The following is a 25,126-nucleotide window of genomic DNA, read 5'->3' as shown; positions in this document are numbered from 1 at the left end:
AGCTGGTTTTTGAGGCCAGCAGTGGAGAAGGATTCGAACCTTCGACGGTCAGATTATCAGTCTGATGCTCTACCCATCTGAGCTATCCAGTGGTGAAGTTTGCGGGAGTCGAACCCACGACCTCCGGACAAATGTCCGGTGCTCTACCGCTGAGCTAAAACCCCAACCGATCTCCCCGTCGTGGCTCCGTACACAGGGCTGGCAAGGCCGCCTGCGCGGGCGGAGTTCAGGAACTCCAACCGTTGTGCTCACGCCGGTTTTGTTGACCGGGGAGCGCGCGTATAGGTCTCGAATACGCCTTTCACAAGGCAGAATGTCAGATAGCTGCGTAAGCCGCGCGAGACTTGGAAAGTTAGAGCTGTTTCGGTTCCGATTACACTCCACCGCCAACGCGGAGGACGGTTGCCGTCACATACGAGGCTTCGTCTGAGAGAAGCCAGAGCACGGTTTTTGCGATTTCTTCGGGTTGGGCGATGCGCCCGATAGGGACGCGCGTAACAATGCGCTTTGGACGATCAGGGTCGCCGCCTGCGCCATGAATATCCGTGTAAGCTGTCCCTGGTGCAACCGCATTCACGCGGATGCCTGATGCGGCGACTTCCTTGCCGAGGCCGATGGTCAGCGTGTCCACGGCGCCCTTCGTGGCTGCGTAGTGGACGTACTCTCCGGGAGAACCGAGGGTTGCCGCGACCGAAGATATGTTTACGAGGCGTCCGGGAATGGATGCAGCTTGCCATCTGCGGATGGCTTCTTGGGCCATGAACATCGTCCCAAGCAGGTTCACGTCTATCGTGCGACGCAGGATGTCGACAGGGACCTCGCTAAAGGCCCCAATCCGCCCGGTCATTCCGGCGTTGTTTACAACGGCGGTCACAGGGCCGAATTGGGCTGACGCTTCATCGAAAAAAGAAGAGGTAAAGCTCGCGTCGGCGACATCGCCCTGAATGGCTTGGAGGCGCCCGCCTTCGGCGGCAAGTTCGCCGACCAACGATCGCGCTGATGCTATATCCGACTGGTAGCTGAAGCCTACAGCGTAGCCCCGCGCGACTGCTTCACGCACGATCGCGGCGCCGATGCCACGGCTTCCGCCCGTAACCAACAGAACATCGCTGTCGTGAGTTTGAGCACTTTGCACCGCCGGCAAATGTTTTCTCCCTCATTTTTTGGGGAGTTTGCCAATATTATTGTGCCGCTCCAACATATTTATTGTGTGGGTTGACCAGAGAGCTATTCGCCTGATGTTTCATTTGGATCGACATCAGGTGTCGTTTCTCCGGTGGCAATAACCTTTCGGGAAGGTGACGCTGTCTCGACGGAGAATTTTCCAGCTGCGGCTGCCGCTTGTTGATATGCGGCCCCGGGTAACGTGGACATCCCGCTCCCAACTTTTACTTGCTCGTTTGTCTCAGTATTTCTGCTTGTCATCCGCTCAGGCTGAGTGGATTTAAAAAGCGACAACGCTGCGTTGTTAAGTGAAGAGATTGTCGTCATTTTTCCCGGCTCCTGGAACGACGAGTTATTTTTGGCTCGTGCGAATCAGATCAATCTTTTGCCGGGCGTGATTAGATCAGTTCCCTGATAGAACGCATACATCTCCGCGCATATGCCTGTGGAAGAATCACTCGGTGTGCGGTGGCGTTTTGTACGAGACGCGATGAGCTATTTGGTGGTCTTTGCCAATCGCATTGCGATGCGCCGCTAATTTCTCAAGCGTTTTCATAAACGACCGCAAGACGTGCGCATCGTTTGCTGAGCTTATTTCCGCACACAGGTTCGGAAGAGGCGGGATATCTCAAAAAAATCGCCGGCTCATGTCACACCGAGGTCTCCGACCTCGTCTTTGAGGTTGAAGCGCAGCGATTTACCCATCGGTGAGTGAGAGAAGTAGCTATGAATCGATTTTTGTTTGCTTTGGTTCTTGCGGTGGTTTTCGTGGCTCCGGCCAAAGCTCACGGCGAAAAAGCCAACGTTACGGTTGTCTACGAGCACGTTCTGCCCAATGTTCCAGGCAAGAGCATCAAGGCGGTTCTTGTCGAATATGGCCCGGGTGGTTCCAGCCCTGGTCATACGCATGCAAGTTCGGCCTTTATTTATGCAACCGTCCTTGAAGGCGCAATCAACAGTGCCGTCAATGGCGGGCCTGTTGTGACCTATCGTGCTGGCGAGAGCTTCTCGGAGAATCCCGGAGATCGGCACGATGTTAGCTCCAATGCCAGCGCCACTGAACCTGCAAAGCTGTTGGCCGTCTTCATCGTGGACACCGATGAAAAAGAGCTCACGACACCTTATCGCGACTGACTCTTTCAAAAAAGGCGATGCATCATGTCACTTCCGTTGGTGCTGCGTCGTCAACTGGGCAGAACCCTCGTCCAAGATTGGAGATGATCATGACACCGCGTTTGAACGACCCACATAAAGCCGCTCCCGCTGTAATCAAGGCGATGGTGGGCGTCGAGACTGCACTGAGAGAGTGTGGGCTTGAACACAGTCTGCTTGAACTTGTGAAATTGCGCGCTTCGCAGATCAATGGCTGTGCTTTTTGTATCCACATGCACACCACCGATATGCGTAAGCATGGCGAACCGGAGATGCGCCTGTATATGCTTGATGCGTGGCGTGAGTCTTCTCTTTACACGCCGCGCGAGCGGGCGGCGCTTGCCTGGACTGAAGCACTCACGCGGTTGTCGGATACACATGCACCCGATGCTGACTATGAGCTGGTGAAGGCGGCATTTACCGAAGCTGAACAAGTGAACCTGACTCTTGCCATTGGTGCCATTAATGTCTGGAACCGGCTTCAAGTTGGATTCCGAGTCGCTCACCCCGTGGATAATGCGCGTGACGCAGCCTGATAAGAGTACAGATCTTTTTGAAGCGCAGCGGCCGCGGCTGCTGCGCATCGCTTATCGCATGCTTGGGTCGATGACAGAGGCCGAAGACATCGTGCAAGAAGCTTGGCTTCGTTGGGCGGGTGTGGATGGAACGAATGTGCGCGAACCTGCGGCCTATCTCAACCGGACGGTTACGCGGCTTTGTCTCGATGTCATGAAATCAGCTCGGGCTCGGCGGGAAACTTATTTCGGTTCATGGCTTCCTGACCCTATCGTCGAGCCGGAGAATGACGATATGCGGTTTGACGAGTTGACGTTGACGCTCATGTTGGCGTTGGAGCGGCTGTCTCCGCTGGAGCGCGCGGCGTTTCTATTGCACGACGTGTTTGGGGTTCCGCTTGACGAGATCGCGGAGACCCTGAACCGCGAGCCTTCCGCAATACGCCAGCTTGCGGTACGGGCGCGGCGTCACGTTCAGGAGGACCGGCCACGCTTTAAAGTGGCGCGGGAGGATGGCGACCGTATTGCACGGGCCTTCTTTCATGCTTCAACGAACGGCGACCTTGAGGGACTTCGTGCCTTACTGACACACGATGTCGTCATCAGGTCCGATGGTGGGGGTAAGGTGTTGGCATTCCGCAATCCAATCGTTGGGATCGACCGTGTTCTGCGCATGTTTGCTGGGCTATATCGGAAACATGTATCGCAGTCGGCGATTTTGATCCGGCCTGTCTGGATTGACGGATTACCCGGTTACATTAGTCGGGAGCATGGTAAGTTTCTGCAGACCACAGCATTCGAGATCGCGGATGGACGGATCGCTGCGATCTATATCACTCGCAATCCCGACAAGTTGGCTCATATCGCTGAATTGACGTGAAAAGATTCTGGAGTTTGAGATTCGAGCTCCGGTTCTTGAAAGCGCAGCCAGCTTTGGGGGCTTAGCCTTCAGTTGGAATGCCGAAAATTGCAGCGGCGAGTGAGATAGCCGCAAGAATTCCGAACCAAACCAAGCGTGCTGGGCGACGCGTTACATCTGGCGCCGCAAAGGTCACGAATCCCGCAACGACGCACTGCAGAAAGTAATAAAACGCGAAAGCGCGCGAGGCGTGCGCAATTATTTCGAAAACGCTTCCGCTCCAGACAAGGGCAATCGCCACGGTTGCGATCGCGGGATAGTAATAACTGAGCGGGAAACGTTCGGGGAGAGTTGCGTGAAGGAGACCGGCAGCTCCGATCGCGTCGGCGATGGATGCCGAAAACTGCGATGCGACCGCGGCCCCTGTCAGCATGATCGGTAGCACGAACGCCAGTTTGCCGACAATGTCGATGATGGCTGCAACCTCGCCCTTCGCAAAGTGGTTTTGAAACATGACGGTCGCAAGCGCGAAGAATGCGAGATAGATCGCGCCGGAAATCAATTGCGCGTTTCGCATCGTGCGAACACGGAGGGCCGGGGGGTACTGGCCCGCTAAAAATCGGGATGTTTCAAATCCCTGCACGACGATGACAAAGCCGCAGAGTATGCGGATCGCTTCACTATCCAGGTGCGTTGTCAGATCTCGGAGGTGCCAGGTGCCCGTCGTGCTAAGGTGAATGTTGTGAAGGGCGAGGGCGGCGAGGATGGCTGCGATGACCGCGAGCTTGAACCCCACCGCATATTCTTCCAGACCTTCAAGTCCCCGGAGGCCGCGGATAAATCCAAAGCCGCCAATGAAGGCGAGGAAGAGTGTCGTCATGCTGCGCGCCATCAACGGGTCGTCGATCCCCACACCTTTCAATAGGAAAATCGAGAGGAGGGAGAGGTAGTAGGCGACGGAGACAAAGTAGGCTCCTGCGAGCACGACGTGGGAGATACGTTCGGAGAGATAGGCAAGTGATCCGGCTCCGTTGCGTGGACCTGTCCTGAAAAGTGGTTCACCGTGGAGAATATTGAAGCGGATTGCGCCTCCTACGCAGTATGCGAAAACGATCAGCGCGGTCATGCCGAACAGCGCATAGTTGCCCAACACGCTGGCCAGCAGAGGAACGGAGACGAGAAATCCCGAGCCAATAATGGAAGCAAGCGGGGTGACGGTGGCCCGGTAGGTGGGACTGTCTACCAATCGCTTGGAAAAGAGGATGGTGATTGCTACGGCGGTCGTCAGGATCAATGCCACGTTGAGGGCGATCGTCAAAAGTCAAATCCTTTCGTCAAGCGTAGCGGTTGCTGGCTGCCGCGATGTCCTTGGTAATCACCGATACGTGGCCGCGTGTCAAAGGTCGGACACGTTGTTGGGGTAGGGCGGAAATGGATGTGGAATGAACGCGTGATGTGTATCGGGACGAGGGTTTCTGCGGCATCACTGACGTGATGAATTTGGTGCAATCGCGCGAGGAGGGCGTTGATGGCGAAGTCTGTCACGATATACGGGATCAAGAACTGCGACACGATGAAGAAAGCGCGGGCCTGGCTTGATGCGCATGACGTTGCATTCTCTTTTCATGACTACAAGACGCAGGGCATTGAAAAGAGCATGCTGGAAAAATGGGTCGGCAAAGTTGGGTGGGAAATCCTCTTAAACCGGTCTGGGACGACATTTCGTAAGCTGCCGGAGGCCGACAAAACCAGTCTCGATGAAGCGAAGGCTGTCGCGTTGATGCTTGCTCAGCCGTCGATGATAAAACGACCCGTTCTGGATGTGGGCGGAGGCGCCTTGATCGTTGGGTTCAAGCCGGAGACGTACGCAGCGCAGTTTCGCTAAGTCTCATCCAATTTTTTGAGCCTTTCGATCATGGCCATTGCCGCTGCTGGGTTTCGTTCTTTGTAGCCGCTGATGAAGTAGACGAAGACGTCGTGAGCTTTCGTTCGGCCAGTCTTTCCGGATTGGGATGTGACCGTGCTCAGGCCGTCAGGCACTTGGCCTGTGGCCCAGGTGCGTGCCCGTTCCGTCCAGGCATTAATGGCCTTCTTGGAATAGCCGGTCGCTTCCTTTTCGCTCGATCCCATGAGCCGCGCGTAGACAAACGGTGCGGTGTTGTCGGCGATCTGAGGGTACTTGGAATCGGCTGCAGTGATGATGGCGACGGCATATTTCTTGGCGAGGGCTACGAACTCTGGTGTTTTGAAGCTATCGTGGCGCACTTCGACGGCGTGACGGATCGGATGCCCGCCGATGTCTTTCGGCAAAAGCTGCAGGAAGGCTTCGAAGTCATCCGGGTCGAATTTCTTCGTGCCCATGAATTGCCAGTTGATGGGACCGAGCTTCTCCTTCAATTCCATGACACCGCTGGTGAAGAACCGCTCAATGGATTCGCCAGCTTCGGCTAGCACGCGCCTATTGGTGGTGAAGCGCGGGCCTTTCAGCGCGAAGACGAAGTCATCCGGTGTTTCGTCATACCATTTGGCGAAGGTCGGCGGTTTCAGCGAGCCATAGTAGGTGCCGTTGACCTCGATCGACGTCAGGTGACGGCTCGCATATTCGAGTTCGCGCTTCTGTGCCAGGCCGTCGGGATAGAAAACACCACGCCAAGGTTCATACGTCCAACCACCGATACCGACGCGGATGTCTGACTTTGCTCTTTTTGCCATGTGCCGTTTCCGTTGGTTAGGTTCTCGATCGCGTTTCGGAGAATGTGAGTCTTTTTTCAGATGCCAGATGTCGCTGTGTCTGCCCTGTGAGATTTCAGATTTTTGGGACCTTTCCGCGGAGATCAGACGATCGTGGCTGAATTGCATCTTGTTCCCAGTTGTGGCGTTTGGACCCGTTATTTGCCCCCTGCTCGTGGTGAACCAACCCGATGTGTGGCCGAGGCTCAACTGCAACATATCCACATCTGACGTGTTGCACGGCTCTATGATGCAGCTTGCTATGTGATCAAGGGTTCTGGCATGTTCGCGCGTATCTGTATGGGCACAATTTTTCCGCTCTCGAGGGAACTGTAATGTTAAAAATGGCAGGAAGATTTATTGCGTGCGGCGGGCTTTTGGCAGCGGTTACCTTGGGTGCGCAAGCCGCCCATGCAGCGCCCGACCTTGTAATTCAGAAGTCGGATTCAGAGGTTAAATTTGTAGGTTGTGAAGAAGGCCAACCGCTCGCGACGGGGCGTTTGGTAATCCGCAACGAAGGCGACAGTGACGCCAACCTGCGTGGTGCAAACGAACTCTTCCGCAGTTTTGTAGCGGTCTATGTTCCTGAAAACATCGACCTCATCGAGAAGGACACCAAGCGCACGAAGATGGAGCCGCGAGAGCAGCGGGCTATCGAGTTCACGCTTGGTGCTGGGAAGGTCAAGAAGGGGCGTAATTACAACGCCTTGCCGAACGGTGACAGCAGTTCGGCGGCCGATCCGGCAAAGGATGCAAAGCTCGCACGAGACATTCAGGCGTTCCTCAAGTCACGCGGCTATGTTGTTTCGGTGGACGGCGATTGGGGTGCCGGGTCAAAGCGTGCGCTGAAATCATTCCAAGAAAACCAGAAGCTTAAGGCCACGGGTGAGTGGAACGCTGAAACGCAGGCGGCGATCGAGAAACTCACCGGCGTTGCTGCCGGCATGACGGTTGATAACGTGAAGGACGCCCAAGGGCGTACTCGAATCACCATTTTCGCTGTTGTTGATCCCTACAACCTCATTGATGAGAGCAACGAGCGCAATAACATCGTTACCTATACGGGTTATCTCGCCTGCGACTGACGCTCAGCCAGTAGCTCCCGATTGTGGTGACCAGATTGGTAAGGCCGGAGTCCTCGTGAGGGACTTCGGCCTTAGCGTTTGCTTGCTTAGCGCCGCCAGTTCGTGAGCCGTTTTACGGCTTCTTCCATGTCGCTGGTTGCGCCTGCGTAGGAGAAGCGCAGATATTGCGCACCCCTTTCGGTATCAAAATCCAGTCCGGGCGTGGCCGCTACTCCGATATCGTTCAACATTCGGGCTGCGAAGGAAGGGCTATCGTCCGTCAGATGACTGACGTCACAGTACAGGTAGAACGCGCCGTCAGCCGGAACGATGCGATCAAAACCAACTTTGGGAAGGCCGGCCAGCAAAAGTTCGCGGTTCTCCGCATAGACGCGTTTGTTGGCTTCGAGTTCCTCCATACCGTCGAAGGCGCCTAAAGCGGCGATTTGGGAGGCGGCAGGGGCGGAGATGTAAAGGTTCTGCGCTAAGCGTTCGATTGTGCGGACAAGGCGGTCCGGGACGACCATCCATCCCACGCGCCAGCCGGTCATTGAGAAGTATTTTGAGAAGCTATTGATGACGATGGCATCGTCATTGTGTGCCAGGGCCGTTGCGGCGGGCGCTTCATAGGTGAGCCCATGGTAGATCTCGTCGGAGATGAACCAGAGGCCGAGGCGTTGGCAGGTCGCGCAGATCTCAGAGAGGCGCTCCGGCTCAAGCATCGTGCCGGTGGGATTGGCTGGTGAAGCGATAAGCAGACCGCGTATCCCTTTTTCGGAATGTGCGGCTTCAACGGCTTCGGGCGTCGGCATCCAACGCGTATTCGGCCCGGTTTCGATCATGACCGGCTGTTGACCCAAGGCCCGCAGGATCTGGCGGTAGCAGGGGTAGCCTGGTGACGGCAACGCGACCGTGTCGCCATGATCGAAAAGGGCTAGGAAGGCTAAGATAAAGCCGGCCGAGGAGCCTGTTGTCACGATGATCCGTTCTGCGGGGACGTCGACGCCGTATGTGTCCTGATAGTGCTGCGCAATGCGTGCGCGCAAGGGCTCCATTCCGAGTGCCAGCGTATAGCCGAGACTGTTGTCATCGAGGGCCTGACGCAACGCTTCACGCGCTGCTTTGGGGGCTGGGGTTGCGGGCTGCCCGACCTCCATGTGAATGACGCGCTCGCCGGCGGCCTCTTTTGCAGCCGCAGCGCGCATAACGTCCATGACGATGAAACTATCGATCTCACTACGCCTCGCAGCCGCCAGCCGTCCAGGGATGGCGTCGCGAACGGTACTCGCGGGCATGGGCCGCACGTTAGAGGCCGATTTCAGGTCGTCACCGCTCATTGGTCTTTCCAGAAAAACTTGCAGGAAGGCTTATGCTCACTACCTTGTTGATTGATTGCCGTGCCTTGATCATGCCCCATTATCGCGTGCTGATCGGTCTATGTGGTTTGGGTCCTCGGGGAATAACCATTCAACCTCGTCTATCGAACGATCATAATCCTCTCGAAGCTGGTGAATTCGGTCAGTGTCGCCAGCAGGGACCGGGCGCAGCTATAATCGGTGTGACGAACGCATGCCAGCCCAATCTATCATGGTATAAGCCGTCGCAACGACGTTCGAATCCGGGTCAAGGGGGACGAGTTTATGGGCCTTAGAGCAGCTTCGGACCTTGCTTTCAAAACGTTGGCAGGGACGGTCTTGGGGCGCGGAGCAGCGGGTAGGATTGCGCGCGTTGTGAGCTTGGCTGCAGTCGTGCTTGGCGCCAACGTTGCGCCGACGATGGCGCAGGGCTTGCCGCTCATTCGCGATACCGAAATTGAAGATCTTCTCAATGACTACGCACGCCCAATCTTCAAGGCTGCAGGCCTGGGAACCGGGCGGGTGCAAATGCGCATCGTCAAAAGCGATTCGTTCAACGCGTTTGTTATCGATGGCCGTAACGTGTTCATCCATACTGGCACGCTTATGCAGGCGGATACGCCCAACCAGGTTATCGGTGTTATCGCACACGAAGCGGGTCATATTGCTGGTGGCCATATGGCGGCTCTCCGCGCTCGTATCGCTAAGGATCAGACGCGGGCTTTGCTTATGCAGATCCTTGGCATCGGCATCATGGTGGCCGGCGGTGTTTCCGGAGACAGTAACGTAACCGGTGCTGGTACGGGGGTTCTCTACGGCGGCAGTGATATGGTCATGCGCTCGCTCTTGTCAGAGCGCCGATCGCAGGAGTCGGCTGCAGACCAAGCCGGGTTGTCGTACCTCAATGCTACGCAGCAATCCGGTCGCGGCATGTTGGAGACGTTCGAGCGCTTTGCTCAGCAGGAATACATTTCCGACACGCACAAGGACCCCTTCGTTCGGAGCCACCCCGTGGCGACGGATCGTCTCAATCAGCTGCGGCGTTTGGTAACTGGTAGCAAGTATTACAGCCAGTCGGATACGGCGGAGCTCCAACTTCGCCACGACCTCATGCGCGCCAAGTTGGCGGGCTATCTCGATCCTCCAGCCGCAGTGTTTAACCGCTATCCGGTGACGGACAAAAGTCTGCCGGCGCGCTATGCGCGGGGCTTGGCCCGCTTTTTCCGCGGCGGTCCAGGAGGTCTCGAGGGCGCTCTTACGGAAATCGATGGACTTGTTCGCGAGCGGCCAAACAATCCCTATTTCCACGAGGTAAAGGGCGATCTGCTGATGCGGTCGGGTAAGTCTCGCGAGGCGATCCCGCACCTGCGTAAAGCGCTGCAGTTGACGAATGGTTCAAGTCTTATCCGGGTCCAGTTAGCGGCGGCAATCCAGAATGCCGGAGACAAGAGTGGCCTCGCGGAATCTGTGAGCCTGCTGCGCAAATCCCTCGTAGAGGACAAGAATCCCCGCGCCTATCGCTTGCTTGCGACGGCGTATTACAATCAAGGTAGGCGGCCGCAGGCGGATGCGATGACGGCGCAGGCATATTTCCTTGAAGGAAACCTGCAGCAAGCTCAAATCTTCGCGAAGCGGGCGCAAAGCCAGTTGAAGCCGGGCTCGCCAGAATGGATACAGAACGACGACATTCTGACGTACAAGCCGCCAGCTTAAACCCAGACCGCTGCGGTGCCGTTGGTCTAGATCCACTTCACCCCTGTGCCGTGACATTATCGGTCCTCGATCAAGGAACTCACATGACCACCAACTTCGTGGATAAAGCGCTGAACGGATTGCTCAGCATTAAAAGCCTGACCTTAGCGCTTCCCCTTGCTGCTGCAGGCGGCTTGGCGTTAGCCGTGATGACGGGTGAGCCGGCAGCGACTGCCCAGACAAAAGATGCGGGCGCGGCTGAAGCTAAGGCTGGCGCTCAGTCTGAGGCGGCGAAGGTCTTTTCTTCGGAGCAGCGCGCTGGCATCGAGGCTATCGTCAAAGAATATCTGCTTGCTCATCCGGAGTTGTTCCTGGAAATCCAGTCGGCTCTTGAGACGAAGCTTGAAGCCATGCAGGCGGAGCAGTTTACGGCTGCGATCGCGGACAATGCTGAGGCTCTCTTCCGGCGGGCAAATGCGCCGGCTATCGGTGATCCAAAGGCTGACGTTACTGTGGTCGAATTCTTCGACTACAACTGCGGCTTTTGCAAACGGGGTTTTCCGCAGCTGGCGAAGCTGATCGAGAACGACAAGAACGTTCGGGTTGTTTTCAAGGAGCTTCCAATCCTGTCTGAGGGATCTCTGGAAGCCTCACGGGTTGCCCTGGCGGCAAAAGCCCAAGGCAAGTATTGGGAAATGCATCGCGCTCTTATGGCCGCGAAGGGTACCATGAACGGCGAACATGCGCTGAAGATCGCTGAGAAGCATGGTCTTGATGTTGCGAAACTGAAAGAAGACATGAAGTCTCCTGAAGTGACCAAAGAAATCGAGAATGTTCGCGATCTTGCTCAGAAGATGGGCATAAATGGAACGCCTCACTATCTCGTTGCCGACAAGTCAATCGCAGGTGCGCCAGAGAATCTGTATGAACAACTTGTTGAATTGGTAAAGGAAACGCGTGACAACGGCGGCTGCAAAGTTTGCTGATCTGCGTTTTTGTGACGGTATGCTTGTGTTCCCCCTAAGATGGCCTTTCTTCTAGGGGGGACGATTCACAGTTGGAGCCGCGGCAATAACTCCATCGGGAGCGTTGCTGCGGTTCTTTCTTTGGGCTTTTCCCCGACGCAGTCTTGCCGTTGCAGGGCCAGACTTTCGTTTGCCGGTGAAAACTGTTAGACCCCTTCGCAGTATTCATAGAAAGGACCTTCCGGGGGCAGGTGCACTACCGATCCGGAGCCATCGGTCTTATCTTCTCGCGCACATAGGATATGGCCAAGCCAATCTACGTCCTTAATGGACCTAACCTCAATTTGCTCGGGCGGCGTGAGCCCTCCGTTTATGGCACCGATACGTTGGATGACGTGCGGGACTTAGCGTCTGCACGCGCCAAACAGTTGGGCGCAGAAATTGTTTTCCGCCAGTCCAACCACGAAGGCGAACTGATTGACTGGATTCAAGAAGCACGTGAGGCCGCTCGCGGGATTATTCTCAATGCAGGCGCTTTCACACATACCTCGATTGGCATTCTCGATGCGCTTCAGGCTGCTGAACTGCCGGTCATCGAGGTTCATCTTTCTAACATCTTCAAACGTGAAACCTATCGCCATCATTCGTATGTATCGCTCGGTTCAACCGGTGTGATCTGCGGCTTGGGCGCCAAAGGTTACGAATTGGCGCTTGAGGCGATGGTTCAGCTCACAAGCAAACCACAAAAGCGATGAAACGAAAGGGACGGCCCGAAAAGCGGCCGCAGAGCAAGGGACAGATTGGCATGAGCGCCAAGGACGCAAAGGGTACGACGAGCGCGGAGAGCCAGCTCATTCGCGAGCTCGCTGAATTGCTCAACGAAACGGGCCTTAGCGAGATCGAGATCGAAAAGAGCGGCCTGCGTGTGCGCGTGGCGCGGCAGATTAACGTAACGTCGGGTCTCGTAGCTGCTGCGGCCCCTGCAATGGCAAGCGTTCCGACAGCTGCTCCAGCTGAAGCTGCAGATAGCCCGGGGCTTGATGCCAGCAAGCATCCTGGCGCGGTTAAGTCACCGATGGTGGGCACGGCTTATCGTGCATCTGAGCCCGGTGCGCCGTCATTCATCGAAGTGGGTACGCGTGTTGCCCAGGGTGATACGTTGCTCATTATCGAGGCGATGAAGACGATGAACCAGATTCCGGCACCGAAAGCTGGAACCGTTGCTGCAATCCTCTTTGAAAACGGTCAGCCCGTCGAATTCGGCGAGCCACTCGTCATCATCGAATAGCTGCCGGAGCAGCCTTCAGCGAGTGCATAGCCATGTTCGATAAAGTATTAATCGCCAATCGCGGTGAGATCGCCCTGCGGATCCAGAGAGCCTGCAAGGAACTCGGGATCGCGACTGTCGCCGTCCATTCGACTGCCGATGCTGACGCCATGCACGTGAAGCTGGCGGACGAAAGTGTGTGTATTGGACCGCCTCCGGCATCCGATAGCTATTTGAATATACCCCGCCTGCTCGCCGCGTGTGAGATTACCGGGGCAGATGCTGTGCATCCCGGCTATGGGTTCTTGTCCGAGAACGCGCGTTTCGCTGAAATTCTCGAAGAACACAACATCACATTCATCGGACCCACGTCTGAGCATATCAGGATCATGGGCGATAAGATCGCTGCCAAGGAGACCGCGAAGCGGCTTGGAATTCCGGTGGTTCCGGGGTCGGATGGCGGTGTCTCCAGTGAAGCGGAAGCCATGAAGGTCGCTGAGGCGATGGGTTTCCCGGTGCTGGTGAAGGCTGCCGCCGGCGGTGGTGGACGCGGTATGAAGGTTGCGATGACCGCGGCTGAGCTTCCGCTGTCCCTGTCAACAGCTCGGACAGAGGCTAAGGCGGCCTTTGGCGATGATGCTGTCTACATCGAGAAGTATCTGACAAAGCCCCGTCATATCGAGATCCAGGTCTTCGGTGACGGACAAGGCAACGCTATCCACTTGGGTGAGCGCGATTGCTCGCTTCAACGGCGCCACCAGAAAGTCTGGGAGGAGGCGCCTTCTCCCGCGCTCAACGAAGCGGCGCGCGCGCGGATCGGCGATGTCGTGGCGAATGCCATGCGGGAGCTTAAATATCGTGGCGCCGGGACCGTAGAATTCCTCTACGAGGATGGTGAGTTCTATTTTATCGAGATGAATACGCGGCTTCAGGTCGAGCATCCGGTTACCGAAGCGATCACCGGGATTGATCTCGTTCTGGAGCAGATCCGCGTGGCCTCCGGGTCTCAGCTCAGCCTGACGCAGGATGACATCACATTCGCCGGGCATGCCATCGAATGCCGGATCAACGCGGAAAATCCGCGTACTTTCCGGCCCTCGCCAGGTCAGATCACCTACTGGCATCCGCCAGGAGGTCTGGGCGTGCGCGTCGATTCCGGTGTTTATCAAGGCTACCGAATTCCACCCTACTACGACAGCTTGATTGGGAAGCTGATCGTGCATGGTAAGACGCGTAACGAGTGCCTGATGCGCCTCAAACGCGCCTTGTCGGAATTCGTGATTGATGGCATCGAAACCACGATCCCGCTATTTAACGAGTTGATTCGACAGCCAGATATCGCAAATGGGCTTTATGACATTCACTGGCTCGAAAAATTCCTCGGAAAGCCCTAATCTTTTGGTTTGATTGAAAGCGATGACGTTGTTCTGTTGTCGCTGAGAACCAAAGGAGGTCGCCCAACGGTGACTTCACACGACGACATAATGATTGAGATTACGCCGCAGGTTTTGCTGAAGGCCTACAGCTGCGGCATCTTTCCGATGGCCGAAAGTGCGGCCGATCCGGCGTTGTATTGGATTGAGCCCCAACAGCGTGGGATTTTGCCCCTGGATGAGGTGCATGTTCCGAAGCGGTTGGCCCGGACGGTGCGGGGCACGCCGTTTGTCGTTAGAATCGACGACAATTTCGAAGCCATTATTTCGGGGTGTGCAGCGTCCAAGCCTGGGCGGCGCTCTACGTGGATCAATGCGCGTATCCGCACGCTTTATCGCGAACTCTTTGAACTGGGGTACTGCCACACAGTCGGTGTTTGGCGCGATGATGAGCTGGTTGGCGGGCTATACGGTTTGGCGCTGGGGAGTGCCTTCTTCGGCGAAAGCATGTTTTCGACGGAGCGCGACGCCTCGAAGATTGCGCTCATACATCTTGTCGCGCGATTGATTGCGGGTGATTTCACGTTGCTGGACACGCAGTTTGTGACGGATCATTTGCGCCAGTTCGGTACCATCGAGGTTGACCGGGGCACATTCCAGGAAACGTTGGAAGAGGCGCTCAGTAAGCAAGGCAATTTCAATGCCTTGCCGCGTCAGGTTGACGGGGCGACGGCGCTTTCAATTATCAACGACGCGACGGCCCGCGGATGAACATTGCCGAGCTGTTTCCTAGGTAACAGCGCTGGTGTCGCGTTCGCGCGAGTTTCGGCCGAGCGGAGTTCGGCGGGTCCCTGGTCGTTTTCCTGCGAAGCTAAGGTGCCTCCCCCCGTGCGGGCCAATCCCCAGTCCCTTAGGCCTCCGGTCCTGAGGCTATTGGCTCGTGGCACCCGCGAAGCGGCCCTTTGGCATTTCCCACCGATGCCAAGGGTCGTTTTGCCTTGCGTCTTTAATGGTGGGTCAAACAAAATCGGGCTGATCTGAGATCAGCCCGATTGCTCTCGCGATTTAGAGGCGGGACAGCTTAGCTGTCGCTTCCCAGAAGTTTACGTTGCCACCAGCCTTTGCGCGCGGGCTTATCTTCGGATGGCTCCAAGGTCGCATCGAGGCCTGTTTCTACGGAACGGTCTGGCCCCATAATTACACGCTGCAGACGCAGCCCTCCATTCGGAGCCGGTGTTGATTCAGGGGCTCTAGGTTCTTCAGCAGCGACGACGGGAACCGGTTTATCCTTCGTGGCAACCGGAGCTTCGGCCTCGACTGGCGGCGTGGTTTCGGGGGCCTGGACTGACGCGGCAGGTTCGTTTTGCGTTTCGGTGGTGACTTCTTCCGTAACGGATTGCTGTAGTTCAGCCGGTGGTATTACGGCTTCAACAGTTTCCGATGCGGGCTCCGTCACCCTCATGACGGTTTCTGATGATGGCTCGGCCTTCTCACGCACCGGTGTGGGTTCAGCCTCTGCACGCGGTTCGGTCGAGATTTCGATAATCGAGGGTTGGGGGCCGAGGCCGGGAATTTCGCTGGCGGCATCTTGTGTACCGTCTGCGTGTTCGCCTTCGCCTTCTGCCGTTGTCCGGTTGCGTTCACGGTTGCGGCGGCCACCGCGGCGCCCGCGACGACGACGACGTGAGGGGCGTTCCGAGGACCCGTCAGCAGACTCTATTGTGGTGTCATCGCTGGCTTCGCCATCGTCTGATGTGGACGTATCCTGCTCGTCTTCATCCATATCGTCTGATGCTTCGACGAGGTTCTCGCTGGCGCTTGTGTCGGCTGCGTTGGCCAAACGTTCGCTGCCACCGCGGCGCGTCCGGCGCCGACGCCGCCGTTTGCGCCGGCCGTTGTCCTCTTCGCCCGAACCGGTCGCTTCGTCGTTCCCATCTTCATTGTCGAAATTGTCAGAAGCTTCCGTGACGACCTCGGCCTCGTCGAAGTTCCAATCCATCTTGACCGCGCTGCGATCCGCGCGCCGTGGGGTCGGGGCCTGCGCGGGGGCGGAGCCTTTCTCGACCGTGAAGTTGGCGCCGGCCATTTTTTCCGAAGCCTGAACGAGGATTGGGAAGCCGTGGCGCGCTTCCATGTCGATGATGAAGTCGCGCTTGTTGTTGAGAATGTACAAGGCGACTTCGGCCGTGGTGTTCGCGATCAACGATCCGCGTGATTTGTTCATCACAGCGTCTTCGAGGGCGCGCAGAACAGCGAGTGCAATCGATTCAGTCGAGCGGATGATGCCGGTGCCTTGGCAGTGCGGGCATTGCGACGTGGAACCTTCGAGAACACCTGTGCGCAGGCGCTGACGGGACATTTCCAGCAAGCCGAACGGGCTGATACGGCCGACCTGAATGCGGGCGCGGTCCAGCCTCAACGCCTCTTTGAGCCGACGTTCCACGGCCCGGTTGTTGCGCTTCTCCTCCATGTCGATGAAGTCGATAACGATCAATCCGGCCAAGTCCCGCAGCTTAAGGTGGCGGGCGATTTCATCGGCTGCTTCCAAGTTGGTATGGAGCGCCGTTTCTTCAATCGAGAACTCGCGGGTGGAGCGGCCCGAGTTCACGTCGACAGCAACCAACGCTTCGGTCTGGTTGATGACGAGATAACCGCCGGAACGCAATGTGACGAACGGGCTGAACATGGCGTTCAACTGACGTTCGATAGCATAGCGTGTGAAGAGAGGCTCGGCGTCCTTATAGAGCGTAACGTTCTTGGCGTGGCTCGGCATCAGCATGCGCATGAAGCTTTTCGCTTCACGGTGCGCATCTTCACCTGCCACGACGACCTCGTCGATCTCCTTATTGTAGAGATCGCGGATCGAACGTTTGATCAGGTCGCCTTCTTCGTAAACGAGGCTTGGAGCTGTTGATTGCAGTGTGAGTTCGCGCACGCTTTCCCACAGACGCAGCAGGTATTCGAAGTCACGCCGGATTTCCTGCTTCGTACGTGCGGCACCGGCCGTGCGGATGATCAGGCCCATTCCTTCCGGAACTTCGAGCTCCGTAGCGATGGCCTTCAGCCGCTTGCGGTCCTGGGGATTGGTGATCTTGCGTGAGATACCGCCGCCCCGTGCGGTATTCGGCATCAACACGGTGTAGCGGCCGGCAAGTGACAAGTAGGTCGTCAGGGCGGCGCCCTTGTTGCCGCGTTCTTCCTTCACAACCTGGATCAGCAGGACCTGACGACGCTTAATAACTTCCTGGATTTTGTAGCTACGGCGCGAGCGCCGCGGCCTGGAGGGCAGTTCCTCCAAGGCATCTTCGCTGTCGCCGACGTTTTCGATTGCGTCCGTGTCTGCGGATGCGGTTGTCGTATCTCCGTCGGTGTCGTCGTCCGCAGGTGCCGTTTCTTCGGCTTCTTCCGGAGCAGCAGGGCTTGCGTCTACCTCTGTGTTCGGACGCGCCTCTGAGACGGTGGCGGTGAGAGCCTCTGCAACATCAGTGTCCACCAGAACTTCCGTTCTGTCGGAGCTTTCGCTGTCGCCTTCTGTGGACAACTCTTCCGAGAGGCTTTCGTCGCGCGCCATGTTAATGGCGATCGTTTTCGGACCATTTTGTTGCCCGGAGTCTTCGTCCGAAGGCGGGTCTACCGGGTCGTCTTTGCTTCCGACACTCTCTGCTTGGACGGCCTCTTCCGAGGTTTCATCCGCAGTGACAGCGTCAGCATCATCGGCGACGGAAGCTTCGTTGTCGCCGTCCTCGCCGTCGTTGTCCCAATCATGGTCGTCCGACGACGCGGCATGGACGTCTTCCGCTTCGTCGGACTCGTCGTTCGTATTGTTGTCGTCGTCGTTATCCGAGTCCTTTGAGGGCGTCGCATTCTGGCGGCGGGCGCGGCGTGCTGCCATGCGTTCGGCGCGCGCGTCTGCTTCAGCTTCTTCTTCCGCTTCTATTGCTGCTTCCTCTTCCAGGAGAGCAATGCGGTCAGCAATCGGAATTTGATAGTAGTCCGGATGGATTTCGTTAAAGGCAAGGAAGCCGTGGCGATTGCCGCCATAGTCAACGAATGCAGCCTGCAGCGCCGGCTCAACGCGCGTTACCTTGGCGAGGTAAATGTTGCCGCGCAGTTGTTTGCGAGCCGCTGATTCGTAGTCGAATTCCTCTACGCGACCTCCGCGAAGAACCACGACCCGGGTCTCTTCCGGGTGCGCGGCATCAATAAGCATCTTGTTTTCTGACATTGAAGATTTTCCTGGGCTTGCCCGCTTGGCGGATCGGCCGTCATGGATGAATGGCCAGCGCGGTTCGATCGCACGGGGGCGATGCGCGCTGTGGCGATTAAGTGGTTGGGGTTAGAGGTGGAACGATTGTCGCGCGTCCGACCCGGGCCGAAATCATTCCGGCAGCAGCTGCTGAGCGCCGAGCGGCGCTCTTGAGCATTCAGGTTGGTCGTGCGTGCATTAGGCATTGCGTAGCTTACTTAGCTTTATGAACCGGCTGCCGCGCCACGAATTGCGACGCCGGGCTGAAACGAGTCCCCTTTTGAAAAAGGGGGAGGAAAGGGCGGTAATGCTCGGGCATGCCCACCAGAAGACAGGATCTGCGAAGCCAATGGTCCTGGCACGCGGCAGACCTTCGCAAAAAAAGCACCATCTTCGCCTGGGGCGCTGAGCGATCGTCCCTGAGAAACGTTGCAGGCCTAAATAACGGCGCAAAAACGGCACCGGCCCAAATTAAACGGTCACACGGGTCGATACGGGAGCGCACCACGGAGGATGCCACCACCGGTTGTTGGAAATGCGCGGCTACTCGCTAAGGTCAGCGCCAATCCGCTATAAAGGGTGGGCTGCAAGCGCCGTAATTGCCGTAGTTGCGACCCGAGTCACATCCCGTCTGTCGCATTCCGAACGACCATTACAATTCTTTATGACGAACAGGCGAATCGCGCAAGGCCTTCAACTTGACCTTGGGCCCGCCTGAGCCATGAAGTTATAGGCTCTAGCTTGTAGTCTGCGGGCAAATAATCCGTTAATGCATGTCGTGTTGTTACATATGGGAAGATACTGCGGTGGCTTGCACGAATCACCGCAGGCGGTGATTCGATCGCGGATTTGCGAAAGACAGTGGGCTCGGGGGAGCCGATTGTTTTTTAAGGTTAAAGGTCAGCCGGGGGGCTAACTATTGCGCATCGCGAGGCGCAGCGGACTTAGTATGATGTGGGCGCTGGTGGCCATTGTGCTGGCGATAGTTGTCAGCGCGTTGCCAGCGGCGGCGAGTGTTGTTGCGACCGACGCTAAAGTCGAGGGTGATCGCGACGAGACCGTTTTCAGCCTGACACTGTCAGCTGGGGTTCCTGCCGAAGTGTTCACTTTGGCCAATCCTTATCGGGTCATCATCGATATGCCGGACGTTTCGTTTCGGCTGACCGCTGATGCAGGCCATTCCGGGGTAGGGCTGGTAAAGGCCTTTCGGTATGGGCTCTTCGCACCGCGTAAATCCCGCATCGTGATGGACACCGAACTCCCGGTTGTTATCGCCCGGGCCGAGATGATCAATGTTCCGGAAGGTGAGGGGGTACAGCTCAATTTGCTTTTGCGCGCAACGGACGCAGCGACGTTTGGCACTGGTACCGGCGGAGCGCGCAAACGGGAGATGAGCCGTTCTAGGCCTGTGGATGACGCCGAAGCGGTTCACCCGCGCAACGCCCAGCCGGTCATCGTTATCGATCCTGGGCATGGTGGTGTCGATCCTGGCGCTCTCGGGGGAAGCGAGATCTACGAGAAATCCGTCGTTCTTGAAGTTGCCAAGCAGCTGCATCGAGAGTTGACGAAGCGCGGCGGCTATCAAACTTTTATGACGCGAACTGACGATGTTTTTGTATCCCTCGATGATCGTTTGATGTTTTCGTCAGAGAAAAAGGCGGACCTGTTTATTTCTCTGCATGCTGATGCTCTCGCCGATACCGATTCAGCCAAGTACGTAAGAGGGGCGACCGTCTACACTCTTTCAGAGCGAGCTTCGGATGCTATGGCGCGGCGAATGGCGGAGAAGGAAAACAGCGCTGATGCGGTTGCGGGCCTGAACCCGGACGAGTCGGAGGGCGCCTTCGAGGTTCGCAGTATTCTGGCGGATTTGCTGAAACGCGAGACGGCCAATTTTTCAGCGGATTTTTCTTCGACGCTTGTAGGAGAGATGCGACAGAAACTGCGGTTGGCGCGGTCTCCGCAAAGGTCGGCTGCGTTCAAGGTGCTCAAGCAGACCCGCACGCCTTCTGTTCTTATCGAGCTTGGATACCTCAGCAATACAGAAGACAAGAAAATGATGCAGTCTCAAAAATGGCGTGAATCTGTTTCGGTATCCATTGCTGACGCGGTTGACGCTTTCTTTGAGCGCCGTTCCCACTGAAGCTTGTACCCAGCATTTACCAATCCGTGATCTATACTGCATGGGACATGGCGCGGGCTTGCGATCAGGCAGGTTTTTTGTCACACGACAATGATTGATAACGTGGCGTTCATTGCGTGTACGTATCTCAAATTCTAAGGCGGCGACGACGTGATGCCACAATGCATGTTAAATTCGTCTCCAGCCAATGAAATGTCGGCGGTTGCGTTGAGCAGGGCCGACGCGAGCAATTTATGCAGGTCTAGGAGCTGATGAGAGCGCCGACCATACCCCCACCCGCGCCGCGCCGAAAGACCAAGAAGCGCCGCGGGCGGAGCCTTTTATTGAGCGTGCTGGGCTTTGGCTTCGCGGCGTTTGTGGTCGTTTTTCTCGTTGCTTCGGCGGGTGCGGGGTACGTCTTGATGCGTATCTCGGATGATCTGCCCAACTACCAAAAGCTTGCTGAGTACGAGCCGCCCGTGATGACGCGGATTCATGCGCATGACGGCTCTCTAATCGCGGAGTATGCGCGAGAGCGGCGGATCTTTGTGCCAATCAACACAATACCGAAGCTCGTGATTGCCGCGTTTTTGTCCGCGGAAGACAGCCGATTCTACGAACACGGCGGCATTGACTTCCAGGGTGTGGCCCGTGCTGTCTTCAAGGTGGTGGAGGCTAAAGCACTCGGTAAGTCGGTCCGCGTGCAGGGTGCTTCGACGATTACCCAGCAGGTCGCCAAGAACTTCCTGTTGACGAGCGATCGTACGATGGAGCGCAAGCTCAAAGAGGCCATTCTGGCCATACGTATCGAGCGCACGTTTTCGAAAGACAAGATTCTCGAACTCTATCTTAATGAGATCTATCTCGGCATCGGCTCCTATGGTGTTGCGGCTGCAGGCCTCAATTACTTCTCTAAGGAGCTCAAGGATCTGACCATTGAGGAAGCGGCTTATCTGGCTGCGCTGCCAAAGGCACCGAACAACTACCATCCGTTCCGTCATACCGAGCGCGCTGTTGAGCGGCGGAACTGGATTATCGGTCAGATGCTGGAGAATGGTTATATCTCTCAAGAACAGGCGGATGAGGCCAAAGCGAAATCGCTAAAGGTCAATATTCGCTCGTTTGGCGCTCACATCTTCGCCGCCGATTTCTTCGCCGAGGAAGTTCGTCGCGCGCTTCTCTCGCAATACGGAGAGGACAAGCTTTACGGTGGGGGGCTATCGGTGCGCACGACGCTCGACCCCGTGCTTCAGAAATACGCGCGCCGGTCTCTCATGAGCGGCCTTGTTACTGTAGATCGACGCAAGGGTTGGCGCGGTCCGCACGCTAAAATTGATGTCGCGGGTGATTGGGGTGCGGCGCTTAATAAGGTCGATGCACCTGGGGATCTTGCGCCCTGGCGGATCGGCGTTGTGCTCGATACGCAGTCCTCAAAGGCGATCGTGGGCTTGAAGCCAGAGAAGCACCAGGATGGGTCGCTTGTCGATAAACGTGAGGCGGTTGAACTCAAGTTCGATGAAGTCAAATGGGCGAAATCGAATGGTTCGGCGCCGAAGTCGGTAACCGACGTCTTATCTGTTGGCGATGTCGTTTTTGTCGCTCCCAAGGACCCGGATGACATCACCGGCGTATGGTCGCTGATGCAGATTCCGGAGGTGGGTGGTGGCATTGTCGCGATGGATCCACACACTGGTCGTGTGCTCGCAGTTGTTGGTGGATTTTCGTTTGATATCAGTCAGTTTGACCGGGCGATACAAGCTAAGCGGCAGCCGGGTTCCGCCTTCAAGCCGTTTGTTTATGCGGCCGCGATTGACAACGGTTACAAGCCGACAAGCATCGTCCTGGACGCTCCAATCGAAATCGAGCAGGGGCCTGGGCAGGATATCTGGCGGCCTGAAAACTACGACAAGGACAAGTCCTACGGACCGTCGACGCTGCGTATCGGTATTGAGAAGTCGCGAAACCAGATGACCGTGCGGCTGGCTCAGGACATGGGCATGCCGTTGATCACGGAGTATGCGCAGCGTTTCGGCATTTACGACTCTCTGCTGCCGGTACTCTCGATGTCCCTTGGTGCGGGTGAGACGACGCTTCTGCGTATGGCGACGGCCTACAGCATCCTGGCTAACGGCGGCAAGAAAGTTTATCCCACGCTTATCGACCGCATTCAGGATCGTTGGGGTAAGACCGTATGGCGGCATGATGCGCGCCAGTGCCCGGATTGCACGGCGCGGGCTTGGATGGGGCAAGAAGAGCCGGAAATCCCTGATGATCGGCGTCAAATCATAGATCCGCATACGGCGTATCAGATGACGTCAATTCTTGAAGGTGTCGTTCAGCGCGGTACGGCAACGCGGTTGAAGAAGCTCAATCGTCCTCTCGCGGGCAAGACCGGTACCACGAACGAGGAGAAGGATGCCTGGTTCGTAGGTTATTCGCCGGACCTCGTCGTGGGTGTGTTTATTGGCTACGACACGCCACGGCCGATGGGTAAAGGCATGACTGGCGGCCAAGTGGCGGCCCCTGTGTTCAGTGACTTCATGGAGTATGCGTTGCAAGATAAGCCGGCGACGCCGTTCCGTATTCCGCCCGGCATCAAGCTTGTGCTCGTTAACAGAACTACGGGACTTCGGGCAGAACCGGGTGACGATCAAGCCATTATGGAGGCTTTCAAGCCGAACGAAGAGCCTGACGACGCCTATTCCATTATTGGATTTTCCGATCCCGATGGTGGGGGCGCCTATATGGGCGACAGCCAGAGCAGCGGCTATAGTAGCCGTCCTGCACCGAGCAGTTTCGGCTCCGGACGCGGCGGGTTCTGGTAACCCGGGCAATATTCCCGTGAATGGGTCGCGTTTACAGGCACGGTGGGCGTGACTATATCCACCGCCAGATTCAGAACAATTCAACTCACTTGAGGCCGCAATGCGCGCTGAACCGCAAAAGCACGTTGATTCCATCCAAGAGGCGCTTTCCCTCCTACGGAGGCATCTTTGACTGGGATACAGCCAAAGACCGTCTCGATGAAATGAATCGCCGGGCTGAGGATCCCAACCTCTGGGAAGATCCGAAGCGTGCGCAAAAAGTGATGCGCGAGCGTCAGACGCTGGAGCGGGCGATCAATTCGTACGAGAGCCTGGAGCGCGATCTCGACGACTGCGTGACGCTGATCGAACTTGGCGAGATGGAAGACGACGCGGGGACCGTTGCCGAGGGAGAGGCGGCGCTCAAGAAGCTTGATGAGGAAGCGCAGCGGCGCAGCGTTTCCGCGCTGCTTTCGGGCGAAGCCGATGGCAACGATACCTTTGTCGAGATCCATGCCGGTGCTGGCGGCACGGAAAGCCAGGATTGGGCAGAGATGCTCACGCGCATGTACATGCGTTGGGCGGAGCGCGCCGGCTATCGCGTTTCGTTGATCGAGGAGAGCCCGGGCGAAGAAGCAGGCATCAAGTCGGCGACCTTAGAGATCAAGGGCGAGGATGCTTACGGCTGGCTCAAGACGGAGTCAGGCGTGCACCGGCTCGTGCGCATTTCACCGTATGACTCCAACGCGCGCCGGCACACCAGTTTTGCGTCCGTGTGGGTTTATCCGGTGGTCGATGACGATATCGATATCGATATCAACGAGAGTGATTGCCGGATCGATACCTATCGCTCGTCGGGCGCGGGCGGGCAGCACGTCAACACAACCGACTCGGCTGTGCGCATCACGCACATCCCAACCGGCATCGCCGTGGCCAGCCAGCAAGAGCGTTCGCAGATCAAAAACCGTGCGATTGCCTGGGCTATGTTGAAATCGCGATTGTATGAGCTTGAACTCAAGAAACGCGAGGAAAAGGCCAACGCGGAAGCTGCTTCCAAAACGGAGATCGGTTGGGGGCATCAGATCCGCTCGTACGTTTTGCAGCCCTATCAGATGGTCAAAGATCTGCGGACGGGTGTGCAGAGCGGCAATCCGAGTGCGGTTTTGGACGGGGAGATCGACCTCTTCCTTGAAGCGGCTCTCGCGCAGCGGATCAAGGGTGGCGGGCCTGTAGAGGTCGAAGACGTCGAATAATCTGTGAACCATCCGGATTGGCCCGCGGCGTCAACCAACTGGCCAGTTCCGCGGGCTATCTCGCTTGTCGATCCTACGACTGAGGGATAGGCTTCGCACTCGAACCTGTGATGTCGAGGCGGAAGATGAGCGAGCCGATGATTGATATCGGTGTTCTTGAGCGGGTGGGCGCAGCGGCTGCGCAGTTTGCGCCTGGTGAGCGGATTTTCGTGCAGGACGACGGTGGCGACTGCATGTATGTCGTCCGTTCAGGCCGCGTCAGCATCAAAGCCGGTGGCATGGTGTTGGAAAACATCGAAGCTAACGGCGTGTTCGGTGAAATGAGTTTGATCGATGGCTCTCCGCGTAGCGCAACTGCCGTTGCAGAGGAGCCAACCGAGGTTCTCCCAATTGACCGCGCCGCGTTTCATGAACTCGTGCGGCATGATCCGGAATTCGCTTTGAGGCTTATGCGTCTATTAGCGGGCCGTATCCGTCGCACGAACGAGAGTTTGTAGCGGTGCTACAACCGCTAAACTGAAAGAGCGTGTGTTCGGACGGATTTGGCGGGAGGCGCCAACTTGGC

General features: G+C 56.9%; 21 protein-coding genes and 2 tRNA genes. 15 read left to right on the top strand and 8 right to left on the bottom strand.

Going from position 1 to position 25,126, the window contains the following annotated elements; translation table 11 throughout:
• Positions 1–17 precede the first annotated feature (17 nt).
• The 4 genes from BLS30_RS07935 to BLS30_RS17975 form a co-directional block, all read right to left on the bottom strand.
• A tRNA-Ile gene (locus tag BLS30_RS07935) sits at positions 18–92 on the bottom strand.
• Positions 91–164: transfer RNA gene (locus BLS30_RS07930), tRNA-OTHER, on the bottom strand. The genes BLS30_RS07935 and BLS30_RS07930 overlap by 2 nt, the downstream gene beginning before the upstream one ends.
• Positions 165–373: 209 nt before the next feature.
• Positions 374–1,135: an SDR family oxidoreductase gene (locus tag BLS30_RS07925; protein WP_090228545.1), complete on the bottom strand. Its 762-nt coding sequence runs from the start codon at positions 1,133–1,135 to the stop codon at positions 374–376.
• A 92-nt stretch (positions 1,136–1,227) separates the two neighbouring features.
• Positions 1,228–1,491, bottom strand: coding sequence for a hypothetical protein (locus tag BLS30_RS17975; RefSeq protein ID WP_139165306.1), 264 nt, complete (start codon positions 1,489–1,491; stop codon positions 1,228–1,230).
• 399 nt (positions 1,492–1,890) lie between these two features.
• Between BLS30_RS17975 and BLS30_RS07920 the strand changes: the two genes are divergently transcribed.
• The 3 genes from BLS30_RS07920 to BLS30_RS07910 all read left to right on the top strand — a co-directional run bounded on the left by BLS30_RS07920 (position 1,891) and on the right by BLS30_RS07910 (position 3,711).
• The gene (locus BLS30_RS07920; protein ID WP_046475169.1) at positions 1,891–2,298 is read left to right on the top strand and encodes a cupin domain-containing protein; all 408 of its coding nucleotides are present in this window, start codon (positions 1,891–1,893) and stop codon (positions 2,296–2,298) included.
• 89 nt (positions 2,299–2,387) lie between these two features.
• Positions 2,388–2,852, top strand: coding sequence for a carboxymuconolactone decarboxylase family protein (locus tag BLS30_RS07915; protein WP_090227898.1), 465 nt, complete (start codon positions 2,388–2,390; stop codon positions 2,850–2,852).
• The gene (locus BLS30_RS07910) at positions 2,833–3,711 is read left to right on the top strand and encodes a sigma-70 family RNA polymerase sigma factor (RefSeq protein WP_046475174.1); all 879 of its coding nucleotides are present in this window, start codon (positions 2,833–2,835) and stop codon (positions 3,709–3,711) included. The genes BLS30_RS07915 and BLS30_RS07910 overlap by 20 nt, the downstream gene beginning before the upstream one ends.
• A gap of 61 nt (positions 3,712–3,772) precedes the next feature.
• Here the strand turns inward: BLS30_RS07910 and BLS30_RS07905 are convergent, their stop codons facing one another.
• Positions 3,773–5,008 (bottom strand): hypothetical protein, encoded by a 1,236-nt coding sequence (locus tag BLS30_RS07905; protein ID WP_090227895.1) that lies wholly within the window; start codon positions 5,006–5,008, stop codon positions 3,773–3,775.
• Between the two features lie 210 nt (positions 5,009–5,218).
• Here BLS30_RS07905 and BLS30_RS07900 point away from each other — a divergent pair, with 210 nt between their 5' ends.
• A complete protein-coding gene (locus BLS30_RS07900; protein ID WP_090227892.1) occupies positions 5,219–5,575 on the top strand; it encodes an ArsC family reductase in 357 nt (118 codons plus the stop codon).
• On the opposite strand, the gene BLS30_RS07895 is transcribed toward BLS30_RS07900, so the two are convergent.
• Complete coding sequence (locus tag BLS30_RS07895; RefSeq protein WP_090227889.1) at positions 5,572–6,402, bottom strand: DUF72 domain-containing protein; 831 nt, start codon at positions 6,400–6,402, stop codon at positions 5,572–5,574. The two genes, BLS30_RS07900 and BLS30_RS07895, sit on opposite strands and share 4 nt — an antisense overlap.
• 362 nt (positions 6,403–6,764) lie before the next feature.
• Between BLS30_RS07895 and BLS30_RS07890 the strand changes: the two genes are divergently transcribed.
• Complete coding sequence (locus BLS30_RS07890) at positions 6,765–7,505, top strand: peptidoglycan-binding domain-containing protein (RefSeq protein ID WP_160298671.1); 741 nt, start codon at positions 6,765–6,767, stop codon at positions 7,503–7,505.
• An 86-nt stretch (positions 7,506–7,591) separates the two neighbouring features.
• Here BLS30_RS07890 and BLS30_RS07885 read toward each other — a convergent pair whose 3' ends face one another.
• Positions 7,592–8,779: a pyridoxal phosphate-dependent aminotransferase gene (locus BLS30_RS07885; RefSeq protein WP_046479719.1), complete on the bottom strand. Its 1,188-nt coding sequence runs from the start codon at positions 8,777–8,779 to the stop codon at positions 7,592–7,594.
• A gap of 345 nt (positions 8,780–9,124) precedes the next feature.
• On the opposite strand from BLS30_RS07885, the gene BLS30_RS07880 reads away from it, so the two are divergent.
• The 6 genes from BLS30_RS07880 (at position 9,125) to aat (ending at position 14,907) form a co-directional block, all read left to right on the top strand.
• On the top strand, positions 9,125–10,552 hold the full coding sequence (locus BLS30_RS07880) for a M48 family metalloprotease (RefSeq protein ID WP_082100896.1): 1,428 nt from the start codon (positions 9,125–9,127) through the stop codon (positions 10,550–10,552).
• A gap of 83 nt (positions 10,553–10,635) precedes the next feature.
• Positions 10,636–11,517 (top strand): DsbA family protein, encoded by an 882-nt coding sequence (locus BLS30_RS07875; protein WP_170832433.1) that lies wholly within the window; start codon positions 10,636–10,638, stop codon positions 11,515–11,517.
• Positions 11,518–11,798: 281 nt separating this feature from the next.
• Complete coding sequence (gene aroQ / locus BLS30_RS07870) at positions 11,799–12,251, top strand: type II 3-dehydroquinate dehydratase (RefSeq protein WP_046475182.1); 453 nt, start codon at positions 11,799–11,801, stop codon at positions 12,249–12,251.
• A 50-nt stretch (positions 12,252–12,301) separates the two neighbouring features.
• Positions 12,302–12,784 (top strand): acetyl-CoA carboxylase biotin carboxyl carrier protein, encoded by a 483-nt coding sequence (gene accB / locus BLS30_RS07865; RefSeq protein WP_046479726.1) that lies wholly within the window; start codon positions 12,302–12,304, stop codon positions 12,782–12,784.
• A gap of 32 nt (positions 12,785–12,816) precedes the next feature.
• Positions 12,817–14,157, top strand: coding sequence for an acetyl-CoA carboxylase biotin carboxylase subunit (gene accC, locus BLS30_RS07860; RefSeq protein WP_046475184.1), 1,341 nt, complete (start codon positions 12,817–12,819; stop codon positions 14,155–14,157).
• A gap of 69 nt (positions 14,158–14,226) precedes the next feature.
• Positions 14,227–14,907 carry a leucyl/phenylalanyl-tRNA--protein transferase gene (gene aat / locus BLS30_RS07855; protein WP_046479727.1) on the top strand — a complete coding sequence of 227 codons (681 nt, stop codon included), beginning with the start codon at positions 14,227–14,229 and terminating at the stop codon, positions 14,905–14,907.
• Between the two features lie 310 nt (positions 14,908–15,217).
• Here aat and BLS30_RS07850 read toward each other — a convergent pair whose 3' ends face one another.
• Positions 15,218–18,361 (bottom strand): Rne/Rng family ribonuclease, encoded by a 3,144-nt coding sequence (locus tag BLS30_RS07850; protein WP_090227883.1) that lies wholly within the window; start codon positions 18,359–18,361, stop codon positions 15,218–15,220.
• A gap of 970 nt (positions 18,362–19,331) precedes the next feature.
• On the opposite strand from BLS30_RS07850, the gene BLS30_RS07845 reads away from it, so the two are divergent.
• The 4 genes from BLS30_RS07845 to BLS30_RS07830 all read left to right on the top strand — a co-directional run bounded on the left by BLS30_RS07845 (position 19,332) and on the right by BLS30_RS07830 (position 25,058).
• Positions 19,332–20,525, top strand: coding sequence for an N-acetylmuramoyl-L-alanine amidase (locus tag BLS30_RS07845; protein ID WP_244512391.1), 1,194 nt, complete (start codon positions 19,332–19,334; stop codon positions 20,523–20,525).
• Positions 20,526–20,776: 251 nt separating this feature from the next.
• Positions 20,777–23,329, top strand: coding sequence for a penicillin-binding protein 1A (locus BLS30_RS07840; protein WP_082100901.1), 2,553 nt, complete (start codon positions 20,777–20,779; stop codon positions 23,327–23,329).
• A 100-nt stretch (positions 23,330–23,429) separates the two neighbouring features.
• A protein-coding gene (gene prfB, locus BLS30_RS07835) for a peptide chain release factor 2 (protein WP_139165305.1) occupies positions 23,430–24,561 on the top strand; the annotation gives its coding sequence in 2 pieces (ribosomal slippage) (positions 23,430–23,498 and positions 23,500–24,561; 1,131 coding nt in all).
• A 125-nt stretch (positions 24,562–24,686) separates the two neighbouring features.
• Positions 24,687–25,058 carry a Crp/Fnr family transcriptional regulator gene (locus tag BLS30_RS07830; protein WP_090227881.1) on the top strand — a complete coding sequence of 124 codons (372 nt, stop codon included), beginning with the start codon at positions 24,687–24,689 and terminating at the stop codon, positions 25,056–25,058.
• Positions 25,059–25,126 lie beyond the last annotated feature (68 nt).

It is taken from the genome of Filomicrobium insigne (assembly GCF_900104305.1).
Taxonomy (GTDB): domain Bacteria; phylum Pseudomonadota; class Alphaproteobacteria; order Rhizobiales; family Hyphomicrobiaceae; genus Filomicrobium; species Filomicrobium insigne.
The sequence above is the reverse complement of the archived record's forward strand: the minus strand, read 5'-3'. Positions and strand labels throughout refer to the sequence as shown.

What these genes read in the sequence shown, in the direction of transcription:
- BLS30_RS17975 (WP_139165306.1), bottom strand. Translation starts at nt 1,491, where the DNA reads ATGACGACAATCTCTTCACTTAACAACGCAGCGTTGTCGCTTTTTAAA.
- BLS30_RS07920 (WP_046475169.1), top strand. Translation starts at nt 1,891, where the DNA reads ATGAATCGATTTTTGTTTGCTTTGGTTCTTGCGGTGGTTTTCGTGGCT.
- BLS30_RS07915 (WP_090227898.1), top strand. Translation starts at nt 2,388, where the DNA reads ATGACACCGCGTTTGAACGACCCACATAAAGCCGCTCCCGCTGTAATC.
- BLS30_RS07910 (WP_046475174.1), top strand. Translation starts at nt 2,833, where the DNA reads ATGCGCGTGACGCAGCCTGATAAGAGTACAGATCTTTTTGAAGCGCAG.
- BLS30_RS07900 (WP_090227892.1), top strand. Translation starts at nt 5,219, where the DNA reads ATGGCGAAGTCTGTCACGATATACGGGATCAAGAACTGCGACACGATG.
- BLS30_RS07895 (WP_090227889.1), bottom strand. Translation starts at nt 6,402, where the DNA reads ATGGCAAAAAGAGCAAAGTCAGACATCCGCGTCGGTATCGGTGGTTGG.
- BLS30_RS07890 (WP_160298671.1), top strand. Translation starts at nt 6,765, where the DNA reads ATGGCAGGAAGATTTATTGCGTGCGGCGGGCTTTTGGCAGCGGTTACC.
- BLS30_RS07885 (WP_046479719.1), bottom strand. Translation starts at nt 8,779, where the DNA reads ATGCCCGCGAGTACCGTTCGCGACGCCATCCCTGGACGGCTGGCGGCT.
- BLS30_RS07880 (WP_082100896.1), top strand. Translation starts at nt 9,125, where the DNA reads ATGGGCCTTAGAGCAGCTTCGGACCTTGCTTTCAAAACGTTGGCAGGG.
- BLS30_RS07875 (WP_170832433.1), top strand. Translation starts at nt 10,636, where the DNA reads ATGACCACCAACTTCGTGGATAAAGCGCTGAACGGATTGCTCAGCATT.
- aroQ (WP_046475182.1), top strand. Translation starts at nt 11,799, where the DNA reads ATGGCCAAGCCAATCTACGTCCTTAATGGACCTAACCTCAATTTGCTC.
- accB (WP_046479726.1), top strand. Translation starts at nt 12,302, where the DNA reads ATGAGCGCCAAGGACGCAAAGGGTACGACGAGCGCGGAGAGCCAGCTC.
- accC (WP_046475184.1), top strand. Translation starts at nt 12,817, where the DNA reads ATGTTCGATAAAGTATTAATCGCCAATCGCGGTGAGATCGCCCTGCGG.
- BLS30_RS07850 (WP_090227883.1), bottom strand. Translation starts at nt 18,361, where the DNA reads ATGTCAGAAAACAAGATGCTTATTGATGCCGCGCACCCGGAAGAGACC.
- BLS30_RS07845 (WP_244512391.1), top strand. Translation starts at nt 19,332, where the DNA reads ATGATGTGGGCGCTGGTGGCCATTGTGCTGGCGATAGTTGTCAGCGCG.
- BLS30_RS07840 (WP_082100901.1), top strand. Translation starts at nt 20,777, where the DNA reads ATGAGAGCGCCGACCATACCCCCACCCGCGCCGCGCCGAAAGACCAAG.
- BLS30_RS07830 (WP_090227881.1), top strand. Translation starts at nt 24,687, where the DNA reads ATGAGCGAGCCGATGATTGATATCGGTGTTCTTGAGCGGGTGGGCGCA.